This window comes from Sphingomonas canaveralia (genome assembly GCF_047238125.1).
Lineage (GTDB): Bacteria > Pseudomonadota > Alphaproteobacteria > Sphingomonadales > Sphingomonadaceae > JBDFMH01.
This window is the reverse complement of sequence record NZ_JBDFMH010000001.1, coordinates 2020894-2037149: the sequence shown is the minus strand read 5'-3', so window position 1 is coordinate 2037149 and position 16256 is coordinate 2020894. Positions and strand designations below refer to the sequence as shown.

The window sequence follows — 16256 nt, the reverse complement described above, 5'->3', positions numbered from 1 at the left end:
ACAGGGCGGCGCGTCCGTTCAGTATCCGAGAAGAAGGTAGGAAAAATGGCGAAAGCTAAGTTCGAGCGGACGAAGCCGCACTGCAACATCGGCACCATCGGTCACGTCGACCATGGCAAGACCTCGCTGACCGCGGCGATCACGAAGGTGCTGGCCGAGACCGGCGGCGCGACGTTCGTCGACTATGCCAACATCGACAAGGCCCCCGAGGAGCGCGAGCGCGGCATCACCATCTCGACCGCGCACGTCGAGTATGAGACGCAGGCGCGCCACTATGCGCACGTCGATTGCCCGGGCCACGCCGACTATGTGAAGAACATGATCACCGGCGCCGCGCAGATGGACGGCGGCATCCTGGTGGTGTCGGCCACCGACGGCCCGATGCCGCAGACCCGCGAGCACATCCTGCTCGCCCGCCAGGTCGGCGTGCCCGCGCTGGTGGTGTTCATGAACAAGGTCGACCTGGTCGACGACGCCGAGATCCTGGAGCTCGTCGAGCTCGAGATCCGCGAGCTGCTGTCGTCCTACGACTTCCCGGGCGATGACATCCCCGTGATCCCGGGTTCGGCCAAGGCCGCGCTGGACGGCGTGAACGAGGAGCTGGGCCGCGGCGCGGTGCTGAAGCTGATGGCCGCCGTGGACGAGTATATCCCGCAGCCGGAGCGTCCGCTGGACAAGCCGTTCCTGATGCCGATCGAAGACGTGTTCTCGATCTCGGGCCGCGGCACGGTCGTCACCGGCCGCGTCGAGACCGGCATCGTCAAGGTGGGCGAGGAAGTCGAGATCGTCGGCCTGACCGACACCCGCAAGACCGTCGTCACCGGCGTCGAGATGTTCCGCAAGCTGCTCGACTCGGGCCAGGCCGGCGACAATATCGGTGCGCTGCTGCGCGGCGTGGGCCGTGAGGACGTGGAGCGCGGCCAGGTGCTGTGCAAGCCGGGCTCGATCAAGCCGCACACCGACTTCCAGTCGGAAGTGTATGTGCTGTCGAAGGAAGAGGGTGGCCGTCACACGCCGTTCTTCGCCAACTATCGTCCGCAGTTCTACTTCCGCACGACTGACGTGACCGGCGAGGTCGTCCTTCCCGAGGGCACCGAGATGGTCATGCCCGGCGACAACGTTCAGCTCGGCGTCAAGCTGATCGCCCCGATCGCCATGGAAGAGGGCCTGCGCTTCTCGATCCGCGAAGGCGGCCGCACCGTCGGTGCGGGGGTTGTCAGCTCGATCTCCAAGTAATATAGACCCGGCCAACCGCTCGGCTCCCTCCGGGGAGTCGGGCGGTTTGCTTTTTATGGAGGCCCCTTGCGGGCCTGGATGGCGGGGCCAAATGGCCCCAGGCTCTTTCGCATCGGTGGTGACATGGACTCGAATATTCGCATTCGCCTGAAGGCTTTCGATCACCGCGTGCTCGATCAGGCCACCGGCGACATCGCCGACACGGCGCGCCGCACCGGTGCTCTGATCCGTGGTCCGATCCCGCTCCCGACGCACATCAACAAGTTCACCGTGAACCGCGGCCCGCACATCGACAAGAAGTCGCGCGAGCAGTTCGAGGTGCGCACCTACAAGCGGCTGCTGGATATCGTGCAGCCGACCCCGCAGACGGTCGATGCGCTGATGAAGCTCGATCTCGCCGCGGGTGTTGATGTCGAGATCAAACTGGCCTAAGAGGCCGGCTCCGCGGCGGACGAATCGTTCGCCGCCTTGTCGTTTGGCTCCGGCCTGAACGATGGAAGAGTAGGGATACCGGCCAGCTCGCTGGCGACCGAGTCCCCGTCTTTCGCTTTATAATGAAGCGGAAATCTGGCCCTGACGGGGGCGCGATAGCATTTGGGCCAGCTCTCCGGAAACGGGGGGCTTTTTTCGTAGTCACGCTCCCGGCTTCCGGGAGCCTCTGAGGGAAGGAACACGACGATGCGCTCCGGCGTGATCGCAAAGAAGATGGGGATGACCCGCCTGTTCCAGGACGACGGCCGGCACGTGCCGGTGACCGTCCTGAGCCTGGAAGGCGTGCAGGTCGTCGCCCAGAAGAACGCCGACCGCGACGGCTATGTCGCGCTGCAGCTCGGCGCCGGCACGGCCAAGGCGAAGAATGTCGCCAAGCCGCAGCGTGGCCATTATGGCAAGGCCGAGGTCGAGCCTAAGGCCTATGTCGCCGAGTTCCGGGTTGCCGACGATGCGCTGCTCGACGTGGGCGCGGAGATCTCCGCCGACCATTTCGTGGCGGGTCAGCTGGTCGACATTTCCGGCCGCACGCAGGGCAAGGGCTTTGCCGGCGGCATGAAGCGTTGGGGCTTCGGCGGTCTGCGCGCCACGCACGGCGTGTCGGTCTCGCACCGCTCGCTCGGTTCGACCGGTCAGCGCCAGGATCCGGGCAAGGTCTTCAAGAACAAGAAGATGGCCGGGCACATGGGCGATCGCCAGCGCACCCAGCAGAATCTCGAGATCGTGCGCACCGACGTGGAGCGCGGCCTGCTGTTCGTGAAGGGCTCCGTGCCCGGCGCGAAGGGCACCTGGCTGCTCGTCCGCGACGCGGTGAAGGTCGATCGCCATGCCGATGCGCCGCTGCCCGGCGCGGTCCGCAAGGCTGCCAGCAGCGACAGTGCCCCGGTGAACGAGGCTCCGGCCGAAGCGCCGGCCGCCACCGACGGCCAGGAGGGCTGATCCCATGAAGGTTGATGTGAAGACCCTCGGCGGCGACGCCGGCGGCGACATCGAGCTCGCCGATGCGATCTTCGGGCTGGAGCCGCGTGCGGACATCCTGCACCGGGTCGTGACCTGGCAGCTCGAAAAGCGTCGCGGCACTGCCCGCGGCACCCGCGAGCGCGCCGATGTCGCCCGTTCGGGCAAGAAGCTCGGTCGCCAGAAGGGCGGCGGTACCGCCCGTCACGGCGATCGCCGGGCGCCGGTGTTCATCGGCGGCGGCAAGGCGCACGGCGCCCGCGTCCGTGATTTCAACCCGTCGCTGAACAAGAAGGTTCGCGCACTGGGCCTGAAGATGGCGCTGTCCGCCAAGGCGAAGGCCGGTGAGCTGATCGTGCTCGACGCGCTGGACGTGGCCGAAGGCAAGACCAAGGTGCTGGCCGGTCAGCTGGCGGCACTGGGCTTCGGCACCAAGGCGCTGGTGATCGACGGCGATGCGCTGAACATCAGCTTCGCGCACGCCTCGGGCAACCTGAAGGGGATCAATCTGCTCCCCGCGATGGGCGCCAATGTCTACGATATCCTGAAGCATGACACGCTGGTGCTGACGCGCGCGGCCGTCGAGAAGCTGGAGGCGCGCCTCAATGGCTAAGAAGCAGGACAAGCCGGTCGACATCCGTCATTACGACGTGGTGCTCGGGCCGCACATCACCGAGAAGTCGACGCTGCTCTCCGAGCATAATGCGGTCGTCTTCAAGGTGGCGGGCGATGCCACCAAGCCGGAGATCAAGGCCGCCGTCGAGGCGCTGTTCAAGGTCGACGTGACGGGCGTGAATACGCTGGTCGCCAAGGGCAAGACCAAGCGCTGGAAGGGCCGCCCCTACACGCGTTCCGACGTCAAGAAGGCGATTGTGACGCTGGCCGATGGCCAGTCGATCGACGTCACCACGGGGATCTGAGGGTCATGGCGCTCAAGCATTACAACCCGACGAGCCCGGCCCGCCGCGGTCTGATCCTCGTCGACAAGTCGTCGCTGTGGAAGGGCAAGCCCGTCAAGGCGCTGACCGAAGGCAAGCGCAAGTCGGGCGGCCGCAACAATATGGGCCACGCCACTGCGCGCGGCATCGCGGGCGGCCACAAGCAGAAGTATCGGATCATCGATTTCAAGCGCCGGAAGTGGGATGTGCCCGCGACCGTCGAGCATCTCGAATATGATCCGAACCGCTCGGCCTTCATCGCGCTGGTGAAGTATCCGGATGGCGAGCTGAACTACATCATCGCGCCGCAGCGCCTGGCGGTTGGCGACAGCATCGTCGCCGGCAAGAAGGTCGACACCAAGCCGGGCAACGCGATGGAGATCGGCCAGGCTCCGGTCGGCACCATCGTCCACAATGTGGAGATGAAGCCGGGCAAGGGCGGCCAGATCGCGCGTGCGGCGGGCACCTATGTGCAGATCGTCGGTCGCGACAAGGGCATGGTGATGGTTCGCCTGAACTCGGGCGAGCAGCGCTATATCCGTGCGGATTGCATGTGCACGGTCGGTGCGGTGTCGAACCCGGACAACGCCAACCAGAACCTGGCGAAGGCCGGCCGCAACCGCTGGCTGGGCAAGCGTCCGCTGACCCGCGGCGTCGCCAAGAACCCGGTCGACCATCCGCACGGCGGTGGTGAAGGCCGCACCTCGGGCGGCCGTCACCCGGTCACCCCGTGGGGCAAGCCGACCAAGGGCGCGCGCACCCGGTCGAACAAGTCGACCGACAAGATGATCATCCGTTCGCGTCACGCGAAGAAGAAGAGGTAAGCGATGGCCCGGTCCGTCTGGAAAGGCCCGTTCGTCGAGCTGCATCTGCTGAAGAAGGCAGAGACGGCGCAGGACAGTGGCGCGCGCGCACCGATCAAGACCTGGTCGCGTCGCTCGACGATCCTGCCGCAGTTCGTTGGGCTCACGTTCAACGTCTATAACGGCCGCAAGTTCGTGCCGGTGTCGGTCAACGAGGACATGGTCGGGCACAAGCTCGGCGAGTTCGCGCCGACCCGCTACTTCCCCGGCCACGCTGCCGACAAGAAGGGCAAGCGCTGATGTCGAAGCCAGCATCCCCCCGTCGCGTCGGCGACAAGGAGGCCCTTGCCGTCAACACCTCGGTGCGCGGCAGCCCCTACAAGCTGAACCTGGTCGCGGGCCTGATCCGCGGCAAGAAGGCCGGCGACGCACTCAACATCCTCACCTTCTCCAAGAAGGCGATGGCGGTCGACGTGCGCAAGTGCCTGGCTTCCGCGATCGCGAACGCGGAGAACAACCATAACCTGGATGTCGACGCGCTCGTGGTGCAGGAAGCCTCGGTCGGCAAGTCGATCGTGATGAAGCGGTTCGCCACCCGCGCCCGCGGCAAATCCACCCGGATCATCAAGCCGTTCTCGCGCATCCGCGTGGTCGTGCGCGAGCAGGAGGCCGAATAATGGGTCAGAAGAGCAATCCGATCGGGATGCGGTTGCAGATCAACCGAACCTGGGACAGCCGCTGGTATGCCGACGGCGCCGATTACGGCCGTCTGCTCCTGGAGGATCTGAAGATCCGCCAGCATATCATCAAGACGCTGCCGCAGGCCGCGATCTCGAAGGTGGTGATCGAGCGTCCGGCCAAGCTGTGCCGCATCTCCGTCTATGCCGCGCGCCCCGGCGTGATCATCGGCAAGAAGGGTGCGGACATCGAGAAGCTGCGCCGCACGCTGGGCAAGATGACCGCGTCGGACGTGTCGCTGAACATCGTCGAGATCCGCAAGCCGGAGATCGACGCGAAGCTCGTCGCGCAGTCGGTCGCCGACCAGCTCGAGCGCCGGGTCGCGTTCCGCCGCGCCATGAAGCGCGCGGTGCAGTCTGCCCTGCGGCTGGGCGCGGAAGGCATCCGGATCACCTGCGCGGGCCGTCTTGGCGGCGCGGAGATCGCGCGGACCGAATGGTATCGCGAAGGCCGCGTGCCGCTGCATACGCTGCGCGCGCATGTCGACTATGCCGAGGCCGAAGCCCACACCGCCTATGGCGTGTGCGGGGTCAAGGTGTGGATCTTCAAGGGCGAGATCCTCGGCCATGATCCGCTGGCGCAGGAGCGGCTGATGATGGAAGCGCAGACCTCGGGCGTGCGCCCGGCGCGCGACGATCGCCGGAATTGAGGAACTAGATCATGCTGCAACCAAAGCGCACCAAGTTCCGCAAGGCGTTCAAGGGCCGTATCTCGGGCAAGGCCCCGGGCGGCACCACGCTCAACTTCGGCGCCTATGGCCTCAAGGCCATGGAGCCGGACCGGATCACCGCCCGCCAGATCGAGGCGGCCCGTCGCGCGATCACGCGTCACATCAAGCGCCAGGGGCGTTTGTGGATCCGCATCTTCCCGGACGTGCCGGTCTCGTCGAAGCCGGCCGAAGTCCGCATGGGATCGGGCAAGGGTTCGCCGGAATTCTGGGCGGCCCGCGTCAAGCCCGGCCGGATCCTGTTCGAGCTGGACGGCGTGCCCGGTCCGATCGCCCGCGTGGCGTTCGAGCGTGCGGCCGAGAAGCTGCCGATCAAGGTGAAGCCCGTCGCCCGCCTGGGCGAATCGCTGCACGAGGAACAGTAAGATGGCGAAGATCGCCGACCTCAAGGTCAAGACCGACGACCAGCTGGGTGAACAGCTGGGCGAGCTGAAGCGCGAGCAGTTCAACCTGCGCTTCCAGGCGGCCACCAACCAGCTCGAGAAGCCGAGCCGTGTCCGCGAGGTGCGCCGCACGATCGCGCAGATCAAGACCCTGCAGACCGAGCGTTCGCGCTCGGCCGCCAAGTAAGGAGCGCCAGCCATGCCGAAGCGCGTGCTGACCGGAACGGTGGTCTCCGACAAGACCGACAAGACGGTGGTCGTCCTCGTCGAGCGGAAGGTGAAGCATCCGCTGTACGGCAAGATCATCCGCCGCTCGAAGAAGTATCACGCCCACGATGCCGAGAATGCCTATCGCGAAGGCGAGATGGTCCGCATCGAGGAATGTGCCCCGATTTCCAAGCTGAAGACCTGGACGGTCGTCGATCGCATCGACACCCATCTGCGTCCGAAGTCCGCCGGCGCCCCCGCCGACACCGCTGCTGCCTGACAGGAGGACTGAACCATGATCCAGATGCAGTCCAACCTCGACGTCGCCGACAACTCTGGCGCCAAGCGCGTCCAGTGCATCAAGGTGCTCGGCGGCTCCAAGCGGCGCTTCGCTTCGGTCGGCGACATCATCGTCGTGTCGATCAAGGAAGCCGCGCCGCGCGGCAAGGTCAAGAAGGGCGACGTTCACCGTGCGGTGATCGTGCGTACCGCCAAGGACATCCACCGCGCTGACGGGTCCACGATCCGCTTCGACGGCAATGCCGCGGTGCTGATCAACAAGAACAGCGGGGAGCCGATCGGCACCCGCATCTTCGGGCCGGTGGTGCGCGAGCTCCGGGCCAAGAACCACATGAAGATCATCTCGCTCGCGCCTGAGGTGCTGTGATGTCGGCGATGAAGATCAAGAAGGGCGATACGGTCGTCGTCCTGTCCGGCAAGGACAAGGGCAAGACCGGCGAGGTCACCCGCGCGATCCCGAAGGACGGCAAGGTCGTCGTGAAGGGCGTGAACGTGGCGACCCGCCATCGCAAGCCGAGCCAGGTGAACCCGCAGGGTGGCCTGGAGCGGATCGAGGCGCCGCTGCACGTGTCGAAGGTGGCGATGGCCGATCCCAAGGATGGCCGCGCGACCCGCGTCCGGTTCGAGACCAAGGACGGAAAGAAGGTCCGCGTGGCCGTCAAGTCCGGGGAGACGATCAATGGCTGAAGCCAAGAATGTGAAGCCCAGGCTCCACAAGATGTATGACGAGACGATCGTCAAGGCGATGACCGAGAAGTTCGGGTACACCAACCCGATGCAGGTCCCCAAGCTGACCAAGATCGTGCTCAACATGGGCGTGGGTGAGGCGACGCAGGACAAGAAGAAGGTCGAGCAGGCCGCTTCCGAACTGACCCAGATCGCCGGCCAGAAGGCCGTGGTCACCAAGGCGAAGAAGTCGATCGCGCAGTTCAAGCTGCGTGAAGGCATGCCGATCGGCACCAAGGTGACGCTGCGTCGCGAGCGGATGTACGAGTTTCTCGACCGCTTCGTGACGATCGCGCTGCCGCGCGTGCGCGATTTCCGTGGCCTCAGCGACAAGTCGTTCGACGGCCGCGGCAATTATGCCACCGGCCTGAAGGAACAGCTGATCTTCCCGGAGATCAGCTACGACAAGGTCGACAAGATCCGCGGCATGGACGTGATCATCGCGACCACTGCCAACACCGACGAGGAGGCGCGCGAGCTGCTCCGCCTGTTCGGTTTCCCGTTCCCGCAGCCGCAGGCTGAGCAGAAGCAGGCCGCCTGACGGCGCGAAGAAGGAAGAGCTTAAGTCCATGGCGAAACTGAGTTCGATCAACAAGAATGAGCGTCGCAAGAAGCTCGTGAAGCAGTATGCCGGCAAATATGCCCGGCTGAAGGCGATCGCGGACGACGAGTCCAAGGACGAGACCGAGCGGCTGATCGCCCGGCTCAAGATGGCCGAACTGCCGCGCAACGCGAACCCGACCCGGGTGCGCAACCGCTGCGAAGTCACGGGCCGCCCGCGCGCTTATTACCGCAAGTTCCGTCTCGCGCGCGTCATGCTCCGCGATCTTGCCAACAAGGGCATGATCCCGGGCGTCACGAAGTCGAGCTGGTAAGGGTCAAGATATGTCGATGACCGATCCCGTGGGCGATCTGCTCACCCGTATCCGCAATGGCCAGCGCGCCCGCAAGGACAGCGTGGTCTCGCCCGCGTCCAAGCTGCGCGCCCGTGTGCTCGACGTGCTGCAGCGCGAGGGTTACATCCGCGGCTATGCGGCCGAGCCCGTTGCCGGCCATGACGGCCTGCGCATCGAGCTGAAATATTTCGAGGGCCAGCCCGCGATCCAGCATCTGGCGCGCGTGTCCAAGCCCGGTCGCCGGGTCTATTCGGGGGCGCAGGATCTGCCGCGCATCCGCAACGGCCTGGGCATCACCATCGTCTCGACGCCACGTGGCGTTCTGTCCGACGCGGAAGCGCGCGAGCAGAATGTCGGCGGCGAGGTTCTCGCGGAGGTCTTCTGATGAGCCGCATCGGCAAGAAGCCGGTCCCCGTCCCGTCGGGCGTGACCGCCAATATCGAAGGCCGCACGCTGACCGTGAAGGGGCCGAAGGGCAGCCTGTCCATGCCGCTGCAGGACGAGGTGACCTATAGCGTCGAGGATGGCGCGGTCGCGGTCCAGCCGGCCAACGGCACGAAGCGGGCACGTTCCTTCTGGGGCATGCAGCGCACGATGGTGCAGAACCTGGTCACCGGCGTGACCGACGGCTTCACCAAGACGCTGCAGATCACCGGCGTCGGCTATCGCGCCAATGCGCAGGGCCGCAAGCTGAAGCTGCAGCTGGGCTACAGCCACGATGTCGACATCGACGTGCCGGAAGGCATCACGGTGGCGACCCCGGATCAGACCACGATCAACATCAGTGGCAACGACAAGCAGGCCGTTGGCCAGCTTGCCGCGGAGATCCGCCGCTGGCGCAAGCCCGAGCCCTACAAGGGCAAGGGCATCAAATATGCCGGCGAGTTCATCTTCCGCAAGGAAGGGAAGAAGAAGTAATGGCCAAGCTCTCTCTGTTCGCGAAGCGGCGCCAGCGCGTCCGTACCGCGCTGCGTGCCAAGGGCAGTGTCCGCCCGCGGCTGTCGATCCACCGTTCAGGGCGTCATATCTACGCCCAGGTGATCGACGACGAGGCTGGCCGCACGCTGGCCGCGGCCTCGACGCTCGACAAGGACGTGCGCGGCACGACCGGCGCGACCGCGGAGTCGGCGGCATCGGTCGGCAAGCGGATCGCCGAGCGCGCTTCGGCCGCCGGCGTGACGCGCGTCGTGTTCGATCGCGGCGGTTTCCTGTTCCACGGACGTGTCAAGGCGCTTGCCGACGCGGCCCGCGAAGGCGGATTGGAGTTCTAAATGGCTGACGAAACCGAGAACCAGGCCGGCGCACCCGCCGAGGCCGGTGCCGCCAATGCCGGCAGCGCGCCCGAGGGCGAGCGCCAGGGCCGTGGTCCGCGTGGCGGCCGTGGCCGTGGCCCGGGCGGCGACAATCGCGGCCGTGGCGGTCGTGACGGCAATCGTGGCCGTCGCGACAACAACCGCACCGGCGGCGAGGATGGTGGCGAGGAGCTGATCGAGAAGCTCGTCCACATCAACCGCGTCTCCAAGACCGTGAAGGGCGGCAAGCGCTTCGGCTTCGCGGCGCTCGTCGTGGTCGGCGATGGCAAGGGCCGGGTCGGCTTCGGCCATGGCAAGGCGCGCGAAGTGCCGGAGGCGATCACCAAGGCCACTGCCGCCGCCAAGAAGGCGATGGTCCGCGTGCCGCTGCGCGAGGGCCGGACCCTGCATCACGATGGCCGCGGCCATTTCGGCGCGGGCCTGGTCTATGTCCGTGCGGCCCCGGCCGGCACCGGCATCATCGCGGGTGGCCCGATGCGCGCCATCTTCGAGAGCCTGGGCGTGGCCGACGTGGTGACCAAGTCGGTCGGCACTAACAACCCGTACAACATGATCCGTGCGACCTTCGAGGCGCTGACGGAGCAGACGTCGCCGAAGTCGGTCGCGCAGCGCCGGGGCAAGAAGATCGCCGACCTGCTGGGTCATGGCGGAGCTTCCGCGCCGGTCGCCGAGGCCGAAGCGGCCGCGATTGTGGAGTGACAGACATGGCGACCATCAAGGTAACCCAGACCGGGTCGCCGATCCGCCGGATCGGCAAGCAGCGCGCGACGCTGATCGGCCTCGGCCTGAACAAGATGCACAAGACCCGCGAGCTCGAGGATACCCCCGAGGTGCGCGGCATGATCCGCAAGGTGCATCATATGGTGAAGGTCGAGGAGGCCTGAGCCTTCCGGCCTGCCCCGCGTTCGCGGGGTGACAGTCAGGGGCAAGGGGGCTATGCGGCCCCCTTCCTCATTTCAGCGCGACAAAAGCGAAAGCGAGTGCAGATCATGAAACTGAACGAAATCCGCGACAATGATGGCGCCCGCAAGAGCCGGATGCGCGTCGGCCGGGGTATCGGTTCCGGCAAGGGCAAGACCGCCGGCCGCGGCCAGAAGGGCCAGAAGAGCCGCGAAGGCGTCTCGATCAACGGGTTCGAGGGCGGCCAGATGCCGCTCCACATGCGGATCCCGAAGCGTGGCTTCAACAATCCGTTCAGCAAGGACCATGCCGAAGTCAATCTCGGCGCGATCCAGAAGCTGGTCGACGCCGGCAAGCTGTCGAGCGACGGCACGATCGACCATGACGCGCTGAAGGCGGCGGGCGTCGGCCGCGGCGGCAAGCATGGCGTGCGGATCCTGGCCAAGGGCGATTATTCGGCGAAGCTGTCGTTCCGTGTCGCCGGCGTTTCGAAGACGGCGCGCGAGGCGATCGAGGCGGCCGGCGGTTCGGTCGACGTGATCGAGGTCGTGCCCGCGGCGGACAAGGCCAAGGCCAAGCACCGTACCGTGCAGAAGGCGCGCGCCGACGCGAAGGCCGAGAAGAAGGCGGCGGCGAAAGCCTGATCCGCCTTTCGCCGGCGGCGGGCTGACAAGCCCGTGCCGGACACTATATGGGGCGGCGGGGGGCGTGGACGCACTCCGCCGCCCTTTACACATTCCGGGGTCGAGTATCAGATATGGCATCAGCAGCCGAGCAACTGGCCGCCAACATCAGCCTGTCGCAGTTCGCCAAGGCGACCGAGCTGAAGAAGCGGCTCTGGTTCACCCTGGGTGCGCTGGTGATCTTCCGCCTGCTGTCATTCGTGCCACTGCCCGGCATCGATCCGCGCGCCATGGCCAGCCTGTTCGAGACGACGCGCGGCGGCGTGCTGGATTTCTTCAACAATTTCTCGGGCGGCGCGCTGGAGCGTATGTCGCTGATCGCGCTGGGCGTGATGCCGTACATCACCGCCTCGATCGTGGTGCAGCTGTCGACTTCGCTGTCGCCGACGCTGGCCGCGATCAAGAAGGAAGGTGAGAGCGGCCGCAAGAAGCTAAACCAATATACCCGCTACGGCACCGTGCTGCTGACTGCGATCCAGGGCTATTTCATCGCGGTCGGGCTCGAAAGCTGGGGTGCCGACCAGGGCATGTCCGCGGTCGTCGATCCGGGCATGCTATTCCGCGTCACCGTCGTGATCTCGCTGATCGGCGGCACGATGTTCCTGATGTGGCTGGGCGAACAGATCACCAGCCGTGGCATCGGCAATGGCGTGTCACTGATCATCATGGCCGGCATCGTCGCCAATCTGCCGCGCGCGCTGGCGCAGGTGTTCGAAGGCGGCCGCACCGGTTCGCTGTCGCCGCTGCTGATCATCGGCGTGCTTGTGCTGGTGCTGGGCCTGATCCTGTTCATCTGCTTCATGGAACGCGCGCAGCGCCGGGTGCTGATCCAGTATCCCAAGCGACAGACCCAGCGCGGCATGATGCAGGCCGACAAGAGCCACCTGCCGCTGAAGATCAACACCGCCAACGTGATCCCCCCGATCTTCGCGTCGTCGCTGCTGCTGATGCCGCTGACGATCAGCCAGTTCGCGGGCAACCGCGTGGCAGGCGAAAGTTTCTGGGGCGATTTCCTGATCGGCATGAACCAGTGGCTGCAGCACGGCACGCCGCTGTACATGACCCTCTATGCCGCCGGCATCATCTTCTTCTGCTTCTTCTATACCGCAGTGGTCTTCAACCCAGAGGAGACGGCGGACAATCTGAAGCGCTACGGCGGCTTCATTCCCGGCATCCGCCCCGGCAAGGCGACCGAGACCTATCTCGATTATGTGCTGACGCGCATCACCGTGATCGGCGCGGCCTATCTGACCTTGATCTGCCTGGTGCCCGAATTGCTGGTCGCGCGGATGGGGATCCCGTTCTATCTGGGCGGCACCAGCCTGCTGATCGTCGTCAACGTCACGATCGATACGGTGACCCAGATCCAGAGCCATCTGCTGGCCCATCAATATGGCGACTTGATCAAGAAGGCCAAGCTGAAGGGCGGGGCGCTGCGCCGCTGACAGCCCGCTCGGCGCAGTCTGCCCCGGCAGAATTGCCTGTCGCCATTCTGTCGCACAAGGTTAAGGACGGTACGCAGAGCGAAGCGGCCCGGGGGGATATACTGGAATGGCGCTGAATATCATCCTGCTGGGGCCGCCTGGTGCCGGCAAGGGCACGCAGGCGAGCCGGCTGGTGGCCGAACGCGGCATGGTCCAGGTATCGACCGGCGACATGCTGCGCGCGGCGGTTTCATCCGGCAGCGAGATCGGCAAGCTGGCCGACGGCATCATGAAGGCCGGCAAGCTGTTTCCGGATGATCTGATGAGCCAGATCCTGGGTGCGCGGCTGGACGAGCCGGACACCGTTTCCGGCGTGATCTTCGATGGCTATCCCCGCACCGAGGCGCAGGCCGCCGCGCTGGATACGCTGCTGGCCGATCGCGGCCGCCATCTCGATCATGTAATCGAGCTCGAGGTGAACGAGGATGCGCTGGTGGAGCGGATCACCGGCCGTTTCACCTGCGCACGCTGCGGTGCGGGCTATCATGATCGTTTCAAGCAGCCGAAGATCGCGAATGTCTGCGATGTCTGCGGCGCGACCGAATTCAAGCGCCGTGCCGACGACAATGAAGAAGCGGTCCGCACCCGGATGGCCGAATATCGCGCCAAGACCGCGCCGATCCTGCCGATCTACGAAGCGCGTGGGCTGGTCCACCGCGTCGACGGCATGGCCGATATGGATCATGTCGCAGCCGCGATCGCGGCCATCCTCGACGGGCGGTGACGCGCCCGGGGCGATGCGATAGGGTGGCGGCATGAACCGGCCTGCCTCCATTGCCATTCCGGAACGCGGTGCCCGCGCCACCCGCCCACGCGATCTGAAGCTTACGATCGAGCAGTTCGTCGCGATCAACGAGAGCGGCGCGCTCGACGACTTTTCCAAGGCGGAGCTGCTGGATGGCAAGATCAGCGTCGTGAACGCGCAGCACCTGCCTCATGCGCGGCTCAAGATGGCGCTGTACGATGCCCTTCGGGATGCCGTGCGTGCGAATGGCACTGGTCTGCAATTGCTGGTCGAGGGGGCGATTGAGCTGGGCCGTCACAATCTTCCCGAGCCCGATCTGTTTATCTGGGCCCCGCAGCCGGCCGAGCGTGGGGCGCCAGACGGCAGCGTGAAGCTGGTGATCGAAGTGGCCGACAGTTCCGAACGGCGCGATCTCGGCCGCAAGAAGCGCATCTATGCCGCGCATGGCATCGCCGAATATTGGGTCGCAGTGATGCGCACCCGGCGGATCGAGCGGTTCGCCGGACTGAAGGATGGCGCCTATGCGCGTCACGACAGCGTTCCTTTCGGCAATGCCGTCGACAGCGTTACGCTGTCCGGTATCGGCCTGCCTGCCGGCTGGCGCGCGGAATGATCCGCGTGGCGCTTGCGGGCGCATTGCTGGCCACGCCGCTGCCGGTCGCTGCCAAGGTCGCTTCGGTCGGCGAGGCCGGCATGGTCGTGGAGAACGAGGCGTTCGTCGCCGCGCCGCCGGCGGCGGTATGGGCCGTGCTGATCGAGCCGAAGCGCTGGTGGCAGGCCGCGCACAGCTGGTCGGGCAAGGCGGAGAATTTCTCACTCGATCTGCGCGCCGGCGGCTGCTTCTGCGAATCGCTGCCCGGTGGCGGGTCGGTCGAGCATCTGCGCGTCGTCTATGCCGATCCGGGCAAGCTGCTGCGGCTGACCGGCGGGCTCGGCCCGCTGCAGGGCGATGCCGCCACCGGCCCGCTCAGCTGGACGCTGCAGCCGGACGGGCAGGGCACGCGGATCGTCCAGCGTTATGCCGTCTCGGGCGTGGCGCGAACGCCGTGGCCGGTGATGGCGCCGCTGATCGATTCCGTGCTGCGCCAGCAGCTCGATTCGCTGGCCAAGACGATCGCTTCATTACGGAAATAGTCCGCTTTCGGCCGCGAAATCCATGCTAGGAAGCGCGCGTGGACGCGCCCGACTCAAGAGGGCGCGCCGCGCCAGGGTCGTCGTCAGTTCCAGCCAGTTCCGGGGGATCAGAAGATGGCCGTCACCGACCATGTCGACCTGAATACGTTCATCGAGGGTGTGAAGAAGCGCAATCCCGGCCAGACGGAGTTCGTCCAGGCCGTGCAGGAAGTCGCCGAGGACATCTACGACTTCATCGAGGACAAGGAGCAGTATCACGCCGCGCAAATCCTGCGCCGCCTGGCCGAGCCGGACCGCGTGATCTCGTTCCGCGTCTGCTGGGAGGATGACAACCACAACATCCGCGTCCAGCGCGGATGGCGCGTGCAGAACAACAATGCGATCGGCCCCTACAAGGGGGGCATCCGCTTCCACCCCTCCGTCACCGAAAGCGTGCTGAAGTTCCTCGCCTTCGAGCAGACCTTCAAGAATTCGCTGACCGGCCTGCCGATGGGCGGCGGCAAGGGCGGCGCCAACTTCAACCCCAAGGGCAAGAGCGACGGCGAGGTGATGCGCTTCTGCCAGAGCTTCATGACCGAGCTCTATCGACATGTCGGCGCGGACGTGGACGTGCCCGCGGGCGATATCGGCGTCGGCGGCCGCGAGATCGGCTACATGTTCGGCCAGTACAAGCGGATCACCAACCAGTTCACCGGCGTGCTGACCGGCAAGGGGCTGGAATATGGCGGCTCGCTGATCCGACCGGAAGCCACCGGCTATGGCGCGGTCTATTTCCTCGCCAACATGCTGCGGACCAAGGGCAAGGATCTGGCGGGCCTCTCCGCAGTGATCTCCGGCTCTGGCAATGTCGCCACCCATGCTGCGGAGAAGATCAACCAGCTCGGTGGCAAGGTGCTGACGCTGTCCGATTCCGAAGGCTTCGTCCACGATCCGGACGGGATCACGCAGGACAAGGTCAACTGGGTCAAGCAGCACAAGACCCGCCGGCGCGGCCGTATCTCGGACTATGCCAAGGAGTTTTCGGGCGCGGAATTCCACGCCGGCAAGAAGCCGTGGATCGTGCCGTGCGATGTGGCGCTGCCCTGCGCCACGCAGAACGAACTCAACGGCGCGGAAGCCAAGCTGCTCGTGTCCAATGGCTGCATCGCGGTATCCGAAGGCGCCAACATGCCGACCGACCTGGATGGCGTGCACGTCTTCAAGGGCGCGCGCATCCTCTATGCGCCGGGCAAGGCGGCCAATGCCGGGGGCGTCGCGGTGTCCGGCCTCGAGATGAGCCAGAATTCGGCGCGCATCTCGTGGAAGGAAGCCGAGCTGCAGAAGCTGCTGATCGACATCATGGAAGGCATCCACCACCGCTGCGAGGAATATGGCCGCGAGCCCGGCAGCGACTATATCGACTATGTGAAGGGCGCGAACATCGCCGGCTTCAAGAAGGTTGCCGACGCGATGCTGGCCTACGGCGTGGTTTGAGACGCTGATCCTCCCCGGTACGGGGAGGGGGACCGCGGCGAAGCCGTGGTGGAGGTGGCTCGCCGCAAGCGCAGCGTTTGACGAGGCCCCCCTCCACCATGCTGCGCATGGTCCCCCCTCCCCG

General features: G+C 65.8%; 27 protein-coding genes. All 27 read left to right on the top strand.

What is annotated here, in order from left to right:
• The first annotated feature begins 45 nt into the window (after positions 1-45).
• The 27 genes from tuf to gdhA all read left to right on the top strand — a co-directional run bounded on the left by tuf (position 46) and on the right by gdhA (position 16132).
• Positions 46-1236 carry an elongation factor Tu gene (gene tuf / locus ABC347_RS10145; RefSeq protein WP_413245611.1) on the top strand — a complete coding sequence of 397 codons (1191 nt, stop codon included), beginning with the start codon at positions 46-48 and terminating at the stop codon, positions 1234-1236.
• A gap of 123 nt (positions 1237-1359) precedes the next feature.
• Complete coding sequence (gene rpsJ / locus ABC347_RS10140; RefSeq protein WP_413247034.1) at positions 1360-1668, top strand: 30S ribosomal protein S10; 309 nt, start codon at positions 1360-1362, stop codon at positions 1666-1668.
• Positions 1669-1914: 246 nt separating this feature from the next.
• On the top strand, positions 1915-2664 hold the full coding sequence (gene rplC, locus ABC347_RS10135) for a 50S ribosomal protein L3 (RefSeq protein ID WP_413245610.1): 750 nt from the start codon (positions 1915-1917) through the stop codon (positions 2662-2664).
• Between the two features lie 4 nt (positions 2665-2668).
• Positions 2669-3295, top strand: coding sequence for a 50S ribosomal protein L4 (gene rplD / locus ABC347_RS10130; RefSeq protein WP_413245609.1), 627 nt, complete (start codon positions 2669-2671; stop codon positions 3293-3295).
• Positions 3288-3602, top strand: coding sequence for a 50S ribosomal protein L23 (locus ABC347_RS10125; RefSeq protein ID WP_413245608.1), 315 nt, complete (start codon positions 3288-3290; stop codon positions 3600-3602). Before rplD ends, ABC347_RS10125 begins: the two co-directional genes overlap by 8 nt.
• Before the next feature lie 5 nt (positions 3603-3607).
• On the top strand, positions 3608-4444 hold the full coding sequence (rplB, locus tag ABC347_RS10120) for a 50S ribosomal protein L2 (RefSeq protein ID WP_413245607.1): 837 nt from the start codon (positions 3608-3610) through the stop codon (positions 4442-4444).
• Between the two features lie 3 nt (positions 4445-4447).
• Entirely contained in the window at positions 4448-4723 is a 276-nt protein-coding gene (gene rpsS / locus ABC347_RS10115) for a 30S ribosomal protein S19 (RefSeq protein WP_413245606.1), read from the top strand.
• Positions 4723-5100, top strand: a complete 378-nt coding sequence (gene rplV / locus ABC347_RS10110; protein ID WP_413245605.1) for a 50S ribosomal protein L22 — start codon at positions 4723-4725, stop codon at positions 5098-5100. The genes rpsS and rplV overlap by 1 nt, the downstream gene beginning before the upstream one ends.
• Positions 5100-5810 carry a 30S ribosomal protein S3 gene (gene rpsC, locus ABC347_RS10105; RefSeq protein ID WP_413245604.1) on the top strand — a complete coding sequence of 237 codons (711 nt, stop codon included), beginning with the start codon at positions 5100-5102 and terminating at the stop codon, positions 5808-5810. Before rplV ends, rpsC begins: the two co-directional genes overlap by 1 nt.
• An 11-nt stretch (positions 5811-5821) precedes the next feature.
• Entirely contained in the window at positions 5822-6253 is a 432-nt protein-coding gene (gene rplP / locus ABC347_RS10100) for a 50S ribosomal protein L16 (RefSeq protein WP_413245603.1), read from the top strand.
• A gap of 1 nt (position 6254) precedes the next feature.
• On the top strand, positions 6255-6458 hold the full coding sequence (gene rpmC / locus ABC347_RS10095; protein ID WP_413245602.1) for a 50S ribosomal protein L29: 204 nt from the start codon (positions 6255-6257) through the stop codon (positions 6456-6458).
• Between the two features lie 12 nt (positions 6459-6470).
• Positions 6471-6758, top strand: a complete 288-nt coding sequence (gene rpsQ, locus ABC347_RS10090; protein ID WP_413245601.1) for a 30S ribosomal protein S17 — start codon at positions 6471-6473, stop codon at positions 6756-6758.
• A 15-nt stretch (positions 6759-6773) separates the two neighbouring features.
• On the top strand, positions 6774-7145 hold the full coding sequence (rplN, locus tag ABC347_RS10085; protein WP_413245600.1) for a 50S ribosomal protein L14: 372 nt from the start codon (positions 6774-6776) through the stop codon (positions 7143-7145).
• The gene (rplX, locus tag ABC347_RS10080; protein ID WP_413245599.1) at positions 7145-7465 is read left to right on the top strand and encodes a 50S ribosomal protein L24; all 321 of its coding nucleotides are present in this window, start codon (positions 7145-7147) and stop codon (positions 7463-7465) included. Before rplN ends, rplX begins: the two co-directional genes overlap by 1 nt.
• Complete coding sequence (gene rplE / locus ABC347_RS10075; RefSeq protein ID WP_413245598.1) at positions 7458-8045, top strand: 50S ribosomal protein L5; 588 nt, start codon at positions 7458-7460, stop codon at positions 8043-8045. Before rplX ends, rplE begins: the two co-directional genes overlap by 8 nt.
• A 28-nt stretch (positions 8046-8073) precedes the next feature.
• Positions 8074-8379 carry a 30S ribosomal protein S14 gene (gene rpsN, locus ABC347_RS10070; protein WP_413245597.1) on the top strand — a complete coding sequence of 102 codons (306 nt, stop codon included), beginning with the start codon at positions 8074-8076 and terminating at the stop codon, positions 8377-8379.
• A gap of 10 nt (positions 8380-8389) precedes the next feature.
• Positions 8390-8785, top strand: a complete 396-nt coding sequence (gene rpsH, locus ABC347_RS10065) for a 30S ribosomal protein S8 (RefSeq protein WP_413245596.1) — start codon at positions 8390-8392, stop codon at positions 8783-8785.
• Positions 8785-9318 carry a 50S ribosomal protein L6 gene (rplF, locus tag ABC347_RS10060; protein WP_413245595.1) on the top strand — a complete coding sequence of 178 codons (534 nt, stop codon included), beginning with the start codon at positions 8785-8787 and terminating at the stop codon, positions 9316-9318. The genes rpsH and rplF overlap by 1 nt, the downstream gene beginning before the upstream one ends.
• Positions 9318-9671 carry a 50S ribosomal protein L18 gene (gene rplR, locus ABC347_RS10055; RefSeq protein ID WP_413245594.1) on the top strand — a complete coding sequence of 118 codons (354 nt, stop codon included), beginning with the start codon at positions 9318-9320 and terminating at the stop codon, positions 9669-9671. The genes rplF and rplR overlap by 1 nt, the downstream gene beginning before the upstream one ends.
• On the top strand, positions 9672-10412 hold the full coding sequence (gene rpsE / locus ABC347_RS10050) for a 30S ribosomal protein S5 (protein WP_413245593.1): 741 nt from the start codon (positions 9672-9674) through the stop codon (positions 10410-10412).
• Between the two features lie 5 nt (positions 10413-10417).
• Complete coding sequence (gene rpmD / locus ABC347_RS10045) at positions 10418-10597, top strand: 50S ribosomal protein L30 (RefSeq protein WP_413245592.1); 180 nt, start codon at positions 10418-10420, stop codon at positions 10595-10597.
• A 105-nt stretch (positions 10598-10702) separates the two neighbouring features.
• The gene (rplO, locus tag ABC347_RS10040) at positions 10703-11257 is read left to right on the top strand and encodes a 50S ribosomal protein L15 (RefSeq protein ID WP_413245591.1); all 555 of its coding nucleotides are present in this window, start codon (positions 10703-10705) and stop codon (positions 11255-11257) included.
• A gap of 113 nt (positions 11258-11370) precedes the next feature.
• On the top strand, positions 11371-12741 hold the full coding sequence (secY, locus tag ABC347_RS10035) for a preprotein translocase subunit SecY (protein WP_413245590.1): 1371 nt from the start codon (positions 11371-11373) through the stop codon (positions 12739-12741).
• Between the two features lie 112 nt (positions 12742-12853).
• Positions 12854-13504 carry an adenylate kinase gene (locus ABC347_RS10030; RefSeq protein ID WP_413247033.1) on the top strand — a complete coding sequence of 217 codons (651 nt, stop codon included), beginning with the start codon at positions 12854-12856 and terminating at the stop codon, positions 13502-13504.
• A gap of 31 nt (positions 13505-13535) precedes the next feature.
• Positions 13536-14138 (top strand): Uma2 family endonuclease, encoded by a 603-nt coding sequence (locus ABC347_RS10025; RefSeq protein WP_413245589.1) that lies wholly within the window; start codon positions 13536-13538, stop codon positions 14136-14138.
• On the top strand, positions 14135-14659 hold the full coding sequence (locus ABC347_RS10020; protein WP_413245588.1) for an SRPBCC family protein: 525 nt from the start codon (positions 14135-14137) through the stop codon (positions 14657-14659). Before ABC347_RS10025 ends, ABC347_RS10020 begins: the two co-directional genes overlap by 4 nt.
• A 114-nt stretch (positions 14660-14773) precedes the next feature.
• A complete protein-coding gene (gdhA, locus tag ABC347_RS10015; protein ID WP_413245587.1) occupies positions 14774-16132 on the top strand; it encodes an NADP-specific glutamate dehydrogenase in 1359 nt (452 codons plus the stop codon).
• Positions 16133-16256: the final 124 nt, after the last annotated feature.